The sequence below is a fragment of the Pseudomonas sp. PA-4-8C genome (assembly GCF_021606625.1).
GTDB classification, from domain to species: Bacteria; Pseudomonadota; Gammaproteobacteria; order Pseudomonadales; family Pseudomonadaceae; genus Aquipseudomonas; species Aquipseudomonas lactis.
The window spans coordinates 1-8604 of the sequence record NZ_WKCD01000242.1; the positions used below are offsets into that span (position 1 = coordinate 1).

Annotated in this window: 9 protein-coding genes and 1 pseudogene; 3 read left to right on the top strand and 7 right to left on the bottom strand. The window is 61.6% G+C overall.

Annotated features, from left to right (window positions below):
* The 7 genes from GIW04_RS24255 to GIW04_RS24285 all read right to left on the bottom strand — a co-directional run.
* The coding region (locus GIW04_RS24255; protein ID WP_236479267.1) for an STY4528 family pathogenicity island replication protein at positions 1 to 471 on the bottom strand (471 nt) is incomplete at its 3' end.
* Between the two features lie 2 nt (positions 472 to 473).
* The gene (locus tag GIW04_RS24260; RefSeq protein WP_003821054.1) at positions 474 to 1034 is read right to left on the bottom strand and encodes a DUF2857 domain-containing protein; all 561 of its coding nucleotides are present in this window, start codon (positions 1032 to 1034) and stop codon (positions 474 to 476) included.
* 15 nt (positions 1035 to 1049) lie between these two features.
* Complete coding sequence (locus GIW04_RS24265; protein WP_236479268.1) at positions 1050 to 2705, bottom strand: ParB family protein; 1656 nt, start codon at positions 2703 to 2705, stop codon at positions 1050 to 1052.
* On the bottom strand, positions 2698 to 2946 hold the full coding sequence (locus GIW04_RS24270) for a hypothetical protein (protein WP_023907650.1): 249 nt from the start codon (positions 2944 to 2946) through the stop codon (positions 2698 to 2700). The genes GIW04_RS24265 and GIW04_RS24270 overlap by 8 nt, the downstream gene beginning before the upstream one ends.
* The gene (locus tag GIW04_RS24275; protein ID WP_090520178.1) at positions 2930 to 3805 is read right to left on the bottom strand and encodes a ParA family protein; all 876 of its coding nucleotides are present in this window, start codon (positions 3803 to 3805) and stop codon (positions 2930 to 2932) included. The genes GIW04_RS24270 and GIW04_RS24275 overlap by 17 nt, the downstream gene beginning before the upstream one ends.
* A gap of 42 nt (positions 3806 to 3847) precedes the next feature.
* Positions 3848 to 4060: an AlpA family transcriptional regulator gene (locus GIW04_RS24280; protein ID WP_011804751.1), complete on the bottom strand. Its 213-nt coding sequence runs from the start codon at positions 4058 to 4060 to the stop codon at positions 3848 to 3850.
* 118 nt (positions 4061 to 4178) lie between these two features.
* A complete protein-coding gene (locus GIW04_RS24285; protein ID WP_090520180.1) occupies positions 4179 to 4934 on the bottom strand; it encodes a hypothetical protein in 756 nt (251 codons plus the stop codon).
* Positions 4935 to 4963: 29 nt separating this feature from the next.
* Between GIW04_RS24285 and GIW04_RS24290 the strand changes: the two genes are divergently transcribed.
* The 3 genes and pseudogenes from GIW04_RS24290 to GIW04_RS24300 all read left to right on the top strand — a co-directional run.
* Positions 4964 to 5104 carry a hypothetical protein gene (locus GIW04_RS24290; protein ID WP_167362151.1) on the top strand — a complete coding sequence of 47 codons (141 nt, stop codon included), beginning with the start codon at positions 4964 to 4966 and terminating at the stop codon, positions 5102 to 5104.
* 848 nt (positions 5105 to 5952) lie between these two features.
* Entirely contained in the window at positions 5953 to 7782 is a 1830-nt protein-coding gene (locus GIW04_RS24295; RefSeq protein ID WP_057003693.1) for a tyrosine-type recombinase/integrase, read from the top strand.
* 471 nt (positions 7783 to 8253) lie between these two features.
* Positions 8254 to 8604 (top strand): annotated as a pseudogene (locus GIW04_RS24300) (transposase); the annotation flags it as partial.

An 8604-nucleotide genomic window follows, 5' to 3' on the forward strand; every position in this document is an offset into this window, starting at 1 on the left:
GTCGTGCAGGACATAGAGATTGCCGAGGATGCGGCCGGTCTTGGCATCGCGCCGTCGCCGCACCAGGCTCAGCCATCGGGTCAGCCGCAGCAGCGTCAGGGCTCGCGCCACGGTTTCGTGCGAGGCCTGCCCGGCGCAGGGCATCGACGCCAGCCAAGGCCGAACCTGTTCATACGTCGGGAACGCCGTCACGCCATCGTCATTGAGCATCAGCCGGAAGACCTGCCAGGCGTTGCGCTCCAGTGGCGTCAGGCGACGGTCGAGGAACAGCCGTCGCGGTACGGTCTCGTGTCGGTTGCCGCTGAACAGGAAGGCATCGCCAGACGCCGGGCCCGTGGGCATCGCGACAGGCGTGGGTGTGGGCGGGGGCGCGTCGGCGTTGGGCTTGGGCACAAGGTCTTTCAGCGCAGCGTCGAACAGGTCTGCGAGTGCGATGGGGCCACGACGTGGTGCGGTGTCGTCCACGGCCATGGTCAACCCAATCCTTGATCGACCCAGCTCTTGATCGAGGCCCAGACCACCGACAGAGGCAGCGACATGCCTTCGGCCAAGTCCATGGCGGCATCGAGGATGGAGGTCTCGTCTTCGAGATCGACGTTCCTGCTGCTGGTCACGGCCTTCCATTGCCGCCACAGCTCCGTGTCCTGCTTCTCGTCCAGCACGGGATGGCGACCCTTGCGCTTGGGCAGGCCGAGGATTTCGCGGCGAAGCGCCACTTCCTGGTGGGTCAGGCCGTAGAAGCGGCTGACCATTTCGGTGCTCGCGCCGAGGCGCAGCATGCGATCGACCGTGGCGATCTCCTTCTCCACATCCTGCGCCTGCCTGAGCAGACGACGGAGCACTTCGCGGTTGACCGTCACCGAGCACCACGAGACGTTGGCGTTGGCCAGCACGCTGATCAGCGCGGGATGCTTGAGGGCGTCCAGCTCTTCCTCGCCAAACCCCATCAGCTTGCAGCGGCGCAGTTGCCCATTGCGCAGGTCATAGAGGGCCTGGGCGATGACGGCCTGGTTGAGTGGGTGTGGTGCGGACATGCTGGCCTCCCTCGGTCACTTTCCAGGGTCCGCAGCGCCGGCGTTCAGGTCGAGCAGACGGCGGGCCAGCCGCAGCAGCCGGAACAGCTTGACCAGTGCGGTGTCGCTCAGTCGCCGGGTTGCGTCGCCTTTTCCGTGCAGCAGCGCCGACAGGTCGATGACGAATTGCCTGTTATCCAAGCCGACGTCGGCGGGCTGCTGACCGGCCAGGCATGCCAGCAGCGCCAGGACGGCACGGCCCAGCGGCCCCGGGTCTTGGGCGTGGGTACGGCAGGCGAAACCGATGCCGTCTGGACGGTCATCGATGCACTCGTCCAGGCGGGCCTCGCCCGCGATCTCGCGGGCGAACTGCGCGACGTGGATGCGCAGGCGCTCGGGCGTGTCCAGGCTCGCGTCGATGTACCAGACATCAGAGATCGGATAGAGCCCGCCGGCCTGCACGGGGATGGACTGCAAGACGTTCGCCGAGAAGTCGGGCGGCAGCGCATCGCCCAACTGGTCGGCGACCATGCGCTGGATGGACTGGAGCCGTTCGGTCGTTGGCGCCGGTGAGACGATGTGCTTCTGAAGCAGGTGGTCGTTCGCTGTCGGACTGGCCGTGCCCGCCTCGTTGGCATCTGCGTCGCTCTCGCGCGTTGAGGTGGGAGACGCAGGGCCTGCAGGCTGCGCTGCCGATGCTGGCCCTGTGGTGGGCGGAGAGGCGTTGGCAGGTGGGCGCCCGATAACCCCAGGCTCCGGCAAGGCGGGCGGTGTCGAGGATGGCGTCGGATCGCTGACCAGGGCGCGCTGGCGGCTCTCGGATTCGGTCATGTCCAGCGCGAGCACGTCGTAATCGACGCCCAGCAGCTCGGCCATCTGACCGATCAGCTCGTCCTGTACGCGCTGCGCGGAGAACTCGTCGGCCTGTACATCAAACTGCGACAAGACTTCTTGAAAGAACTCGTCGAAGTCCTGGACCAGCGTGCGGCCCTTGGCGTAGCGTTCCCACGCGAACATGCAGGCCTTGCGCATGACCGACAGGCGTTCGACCTGGTGGCGGCCGAGGCCGCCATAGAGCACGGCGGGGATCGCCGGCAGGAGGTAGCGCACCGCGTCGTTCATGCGGCTGATGTGCGACTGCTGGACCGGGAAGCCATCGGCGGCCAGGCGGCGGGCCAGTTCGGACTGGCTCAGGGCGGCGCCGCTTTCCTGCTCGTAGAACTCGCGCGCCTTCTCGACGCCGAGGGCGCGCTCGATGAAGGTGAGGCCGCCGCGCAGTTCGTTCTCGGCTAGGTGGCCGGTCAGCATGACGACTTCGCCGCAGCTGGGCCACGGCCGGAACAGGCACGATATGCGGAAAAACTGCTCGTCCTTGGTCTCCGACCACAGTTCGCGCAGGATCGCCAGCCGCGTGTTGCCGCCGTTGCGGATGATGTAGTGGCCCTCGCCAGGCCGTCGGGTGATGGCCGGTGCCGCATCCAGACCACGCTCGCGGATGGATGCCTTGATTTCCTCATAGGCCGGATTGCGCTTCTTGCGCGGGTCATGGTCGTAGGGGCGTAACTGGTCCAGGGTCACGACCATGGGTGTGTCGGCGATCGGGTCGCTCAAGGCCGACGCGGCCGGGCCGCTGCGCTCGAACCCGGCCGCGAGCAGCTTGCCTGCCATTTGCTGGGAGGTGATCTCAGCCATGGCTGCCTCCCTGCGCTTGGGATCGGGCCTCGCGCTCGGCGCGGCGGATCTGCGCACGGGCGTTGAGGGCAGCCCGGTGGTCGCTGGCCGTCGAACTGGTGTAGATCGCGGCACAGCCTGCCTTGGTGAATTTGAGGTGGCCGCCCGGCGTGCGCTTGACGTGCCAGCCTTCACCGACAGCGAACTCGATCAGGGCGCGCAGCCGTTTGTGCCCTCGGGCCAGTTCATGTGCGTTCGCCATGGGGCCTCCCGGTATCAAGAGGGACTGGCGAACGGCCGGACACCGCGGCAAATCGGTGTTGCCACTGCGGGAACAGCTCGCCGGCGAGGCCGCGCATGGTGTCGAGCGCGGCGGGGGCGACTCTGCCCGGTGGTTGGCGGTATTCGACCCGATGCACTGGTAGGCCGCGCGTCGCGGCGCGCGGATAGGCTTCGATGGCCGGCACGTCGGTGGTCAGCACGCGGATGCCGGCGTGGTCCTGGAACAGGTCGCGCAAGGCCTGTTGGATCAGCCGGGCGTTCGCCGACAAGGGGTGGACGCGGTTGATGAGCAGGTGCAGCGGTGGCGGCTCGATGCCGAGGTGCCGGTACGGTGCGATGTCCTCCAGCAACTGCATGGTGCCGCGCCGCAGCTCGCGGGCGGCGAGGATTTCCGGGGTCACGGGTGACAGCGCGAGATCGGAAGCGAGCACCGCCATCTCCAGCAGCACCGAGCGCGCGCCCTGGGTGTCGATCAGCACCAGGTCATAGAAGGGGGCCAGGACCGGCAGCAGGTGCCGTAGCCGCAGGCGTCCATCCGGCGCGTGCAGCAGCAAGGTGTTCAACTCGCCCCGGTGGTCGTTGGACAGCACCAGGTCCAGGCCCGAAATGATTGTGCGGGACACGAGCTGGCCGAGGTCACGCTCGTTGAAGGCCAGCAGTTCATAGATGCCGCCAGGCGCGCGGTGTCCTAGTTCGTAGTAGGACGACAAGGTGGGCTGCACGTCGAGATCGAGCAGCAGCACGCGCAGCCCCGCGTCGGCGACGAGCCCGCCCAGGTTCGCGGCCGTGGTGGTCTTGCCGACGCCACCTTTCGTTGAAATGATGGATACAACCTGCATGGCGTTCTCCGTGTGAGGATGGAAGGTCCGCGGGAGAACGGGTCAGGCCCGGTTGTTGACGCGCTCGGCGATCCACTGATCGATTTCGATGGAATCCCAGCCGACGGCGCGCACACCCAGGCGCAGCGCCTGCGGGAACTGGCGCTTCTTCATCAGGTTGTAGATGTGGGCGCGCTTGAAGCCGGACTTGGCTTCGACTTCATCAAGGCGCAGGATACGGCGCTCGTTCGGCGGCAGTACAGGTGTTTGCGACATGGCGGTCACTCCTGAACGCTCAGTGGCGTTTGTTGGCGTGACCTCTATTCAATAGACACGGCTGCGGAAAGACATTGCAAATGCAATCTCCGCGACTGCACATACAAGCTGGCAATCCTCAGAGCGTGGCGCTATGCAGCCGGCGTCTGGCCGTGGCGAACTTTCCGTTCAACGTCCGCTCGGCGATCCCCATGACGCCGTGGTGATGGGCGACCAGTGCGCTGACCACGGCCTCCTGCGTCTTGAAGCTGGAGTACGGCATGCCCGAGGGCGACTGGCCGAGCATCAGCTCCAGCATGCCCCCGATGATGTTCAGGTAGGTGGCCTCGGCCCGATCGCTGATCGGGCACTGCGCGCAGGCGGGAATCACCGTGGACTGCTTGAGCAGCGCGTCGTGCTTGTCCTGCAGCTCGCGAAGTTGGCGCTTGGACTGTTCCAAGGCGGATTTCAGGGCGAGCTGCTCAACCAGCATGGCTTGCCCAGTCTCTAGCGAGATGAAGGGATGGGTGATGCGCTCGCTGCGGGAGAAGAGAAAGCCTGGTCGCTGTTCGGGGTATTGCTGGCGCATCCAGCGCTTTAGATCGACATGGCGGACGGTGAGATCGAGAGAGTCGATCAGTTCGGTGTCGTGCGTCGTGATGCCGTCCTGCCCGAAGGGCAGCTCCCCATTGAGGATGCCGTCATAGATGCGTTCGGTGTACAGCCGCAGTTCGCCCCAGCGTGGGCAGTCCAGCGAAAGTGGCAGGTTCCGGGGCGACGAAATCGAGGCCAGAATCACCTGCTCGTACCGCAGCAGCCCGGCCCAGCGGATGGACGCTTCGATCGGGCGATAGAACACCTTTGATGTGGGTGCATCATTCTTGTTCTCTTGCATGCTCCGTCTCCTTCCAGGAGAAGAACTACATGGCCGACTCCTTTGCCGCCGACCTCATGGCCGGTGTGTTGTCTGTGCAGGAAGCGAGCCCCGAGGGCGGCTTCGTCATTGGGCTTGAGTACCTCTTACCAGTCGGCGCTACTGGTAGCCGTCGTGTGCTCGATGTGTAAAAATTCATCGACTAGAAGGTCGAGCATCAGGACGCAGGCTCGACAGTGACGCTCACGCTATCAGGGTCGTAAGAAGTTGCGGCCCCTGCAAAACCGTCTGGGTATGGCCTGATATGCCAACGGTCTCAAGGGGTGCGAAGGGGATGGCAATCGTCATCCAACGTCAAGCCGGACGCAGCGAATGCGCTCCCGTCATGCTCATCCCGGCATCCTGATATATCCATAAAGAATCGCGCGCCGACGCACCATGGCTAGGGTGTGCGTTCTTCCGGCGTGGCTTGCGCAGATGGCGCCGCGATGCGCGGTGCGCGCCTTTCCACGTTGGCATCCGAACTGCCCCGACATCGGAAGCCTGCTGCCTAGTCGGCATCGCGGTAAAGATGCAGAAGCAGAGAACGGGATATGGGGTGCTAGTTCGAGTCCACGCGGATGGCGATGTGCGGGGTGCGGGTCTGGTGCGTGGAGTGTGCGTCTTTGGACGTCGATGGATTTCTTTGGACGAACTTGTTGCCGGGGACGAAAAACAAGGCTACAATTAAGGTCTTCGCTGGCCACCTCGGCGAAGAAAGTGTTCGGGAAACAACGACTTACGCGCCTAGTAAATGTCTCGTTTCCCGCTCCAAATTATGATCTACAGAGTTCCGTGGAATTATGTAGGTCTCTGAAATCAGGACCTTAGGGTCCTTTTTTCGTTCCAGCGAGTTCCACTGGAAACCACCGACAGCCACGACTTTTAAGTCCATTTTTAAGTCCATCAATACGGGTGTCACGGTTTCCGGATTGTTGCTGGAGGAGCGAGGCCTGCGCGACAAGTATCTAGTTCTGACCAAGAGTTCAGGAGCTAGAGCATGGCACTCTCGGATCTGGCTGTCCGGCAAGCAAAAGCAACCGGAAAGCCCTACACCCTCGGCGACCTTGATGGGCTGTCCCTGGCGGTGGCGCCTGAAGGCGGAAAGTCGTGGCACTACCGCTACTACTGGGCCGGTAAGCAGAAACGCATGTCGCTGGGCACTTACCCTGAGGTCAGTCTCCGGGAAGCGCGTGCCCTACGCGACGAAGCTCGAGCTCTTTTGGCCAAGGGCATCAACCCCCGAGCACACCGTAAGCAGAAGCGGCAGTCCGTCCGCCTCGCGGACGAGAACACATTCAAGGCCGTGTTTGACAAGTGGGTCGAGCATCGTAGGCTCGTTCTCAAGGAAGGACGGCAGAGCACGCTTTCACAGATCCAGCGCATCTTTGCCAAAGACGTTCTTCCTGTTCTTGGGAAGCGGTCAATCTATGAGATCCAGCGCCCCGACCTGTTGGAAGTCGTTGCAAGGATCGAGCGTAGAAAGGCGCTCACTACCGCCGAAAAGGTCCGTACCTGGTTCCGGCAGATGTTCCGTTACGCACTGATCATCGTCCCTGGGTTACCGCTGAACCCAGCGTTCGATCTGGATGTCGTCGCGTTGCCTCAGCCGCCTGTGCGTCACAATCCATTTCTGCGCATGCCTGAACTTCCGGTCATGCTCCAGATACTACGCAAGTATCCCGGTAAGCTGCAGACCCAGCTTGGCCTTCGGTTGCTACTTTTGACAGGGGTTCGCACTGGGGAGTTGCGACTGGCGACGCCGGATCAGTTTCGCCTTGATAAGGGCCTCTGGATCATCCCCCCTGAAGTGGTAAAACAGCTGCAGCTTGAACTGCGCAAGGAAGGCAAGCGTTCCGGTGATATCCCGCCCTACATCGTGCCGCTCTCTGTGCAGGCGATGGAGGTCGTTCGCCACCTGCTCGATCAAGTGAAGCCGGCGCAGCGATACCTGTTTACTCACTACAGTGATCTGAAAAAGCGCATCAGCGAAAACACACTCAACGCCGCGCTGAAACGGATCGGGTACAAGGATCAACTGACAGGTCATGGCATCAGGGGGACCATTTCCACCGCTCTCAACGAAATTGGCTACCCTAAGGCCTGGGTCGATGCGCAGCTCTCGCACTCTGATCCTGACAAAGTGAGCTCGGCGTACAACCATGCCGAATACGTGGAGCAACGGCGGCGCATGATGCAGGACTGGGCCGACCGGCTGAACCTGTTCGAGCAAAACCAGATCGAGTCAGCCAGCATGCACCTCACGGTTCATCTAGAAAGTGTTCCGCAATTGGCGGATGGTATTGACGAAGTGATCCCGGCAATGACGCCTGCGCCCATCCTGCTGGTGACGAAGTCAGGGAGCACGATGCCAACTCTGCCAGCGACTGTTCAGCGCATATCGGCTGTTTCGGGACCAATGCCTGAGTTTTCGGATATTCAGCGTGAGCGGCTGGAAATGCTGGAGATGTTCAATGCCCCGCATAACCTGCCGGCTGCGGTGTTCGCTGAGATGGCCGGTAAATCACGCCGGAGGATCAGTTACGAGATTCAGGCCAGAAAAGTGCTTGCGCTGAGCCTGGGTAACCAGGGGCAGCGCGTTCCAGATTGGCACCTAGATCCCCTGAAACATAGGTTGGTGCAGGCTGTTCTGAAGCATTCGCAGGACGCTGATTCCTGGGAGATTTACCGAGCATTACTGAATCCTCACCGAATGCTGGAAGACCGCACGCCGATCGGGGCCGTTACGTCAGCGAATTTCCATGAGGCTGTCATGGCTGCGTGTTTTACCTTGAAGAGTGGCGAGAGCTCCTCTCCTCAACGAGCATAGAAAAGGATCGGTCACGAGTTCCGGGCCTTAAGGGAATGGCTGGGAAACTAAATGCAGAACCCGTGGCTTCTTAGCTGAAATTTGTAATCGAAACGATATCGTGGCTGAGAATCTCGACATTTAATCGTTAGCTTGCTATCATAATTATACATTCCGCCATGTTGAGATGCTTGAGAAATTAGAAGCCCTGACGGCCATGAACCGTCAGGGCTTTACTTTGTCAGCTAAATGCTCAACTGGAAGATGGCCTCGGAGCAGAGGGTGGATGTCCAGTGAAATCCATAAGTTAATGGCATGGGGTGCTAGGGGTAGAGTGTTCGAATCACTCCGTACCGACCATATTTTTCAATGACTTAGCCCAATCTTCATCGGTTGGGTGCTTTTTCATGATGCACCAGGCATGGCGCGTTGCGCGCAAGCGCAACCAGCTTGGCTGGCGCAATAGCCCTGCTGTTCGGAGCGCTGATGCCATTGCCGGATCGGCTGACCGCGCGACTGCTGAGCAAAACCGTCAAGGGCAAGGTGTGTCAGATCCTGACGTCGATGGCCGATCCGCTGCGCTTTCCATCCGACGAAATCGTCGATCTGTACAGCCAGCGATGGGAGATTGAACTCGGATTTCGGGAGATGAAACAGACGCTGCTCAACAGCAGTTATACGCTGCGCAGCAAGACGCCAGAGATGATCGAGCAAGAGTTGTGGGGCGTGTTGTTGGGCTACAACTTGTTGCGCTATCAGATGGTGGAAATGAGTCGCCACTGTCCTGGCATTTACCCGTGCGAAATGAGCTTTACCGCCTGCACTTGGGCGATTCTCGGGTTT

Coding starts and splice junctions, on each gene's coding strand:
- GIW04_RS24260 (WP_003821054.1), bottom strand. CDS start 1,034: ATGTCCGCACCACACCCACTCAACCAGGCCGTCATCGCCCAGGCCCTC.
- GIW04_RS24270 (WP_023907650.1), bottom strand. CDS start 2,946: ATGGCGAACGCACATGAACTGGCCCGAGGGCACAAACGGCTGCGCGCC.
- GIW04_RS24280 (WP_011804751.1), bottom strand. CDS start 4,060: ATGTCGCAAACACCTGTACTGCCGCCGAACGAGCGCCGTATCCTGCGC.
- GIW04_RS24295 (WP_057003693.1), top strand. CDS start 5,953: ATGGCACTCTCGGATCTGGCTGTCCGGCAAGCAAAAGCAACCGGAAAG.
- GIW04_RS24275 (WP_090520178.1), bottom strand. CDS start 3,805: ATGCAGGTTGTATCCATCATTTCAACGAAAGGTGGCGTCGGCAAGACC.
- GIW04_RS24265 (WP_236479268.1), bottom strand. CDS start 2,705: ATGGCTGAGATCACCTCCCAGCAAATGGCAGGCAAGCTGCTCGCGGCC.
- GIW04_RS24285 (WP_090520180.1), bottom strand. CDS start 4,934: ATGCAAGAGAACAAGAATGATGCACCCACATCAAAGGTGTTCTATCGC.
- GIW04_RS24290 (WP_167362151.1), top strand. CDS start 4,964: ATGGCCGACTCCTTTGCCGCCGACCTCATGGCCGGTGTGTTGTCTGTG.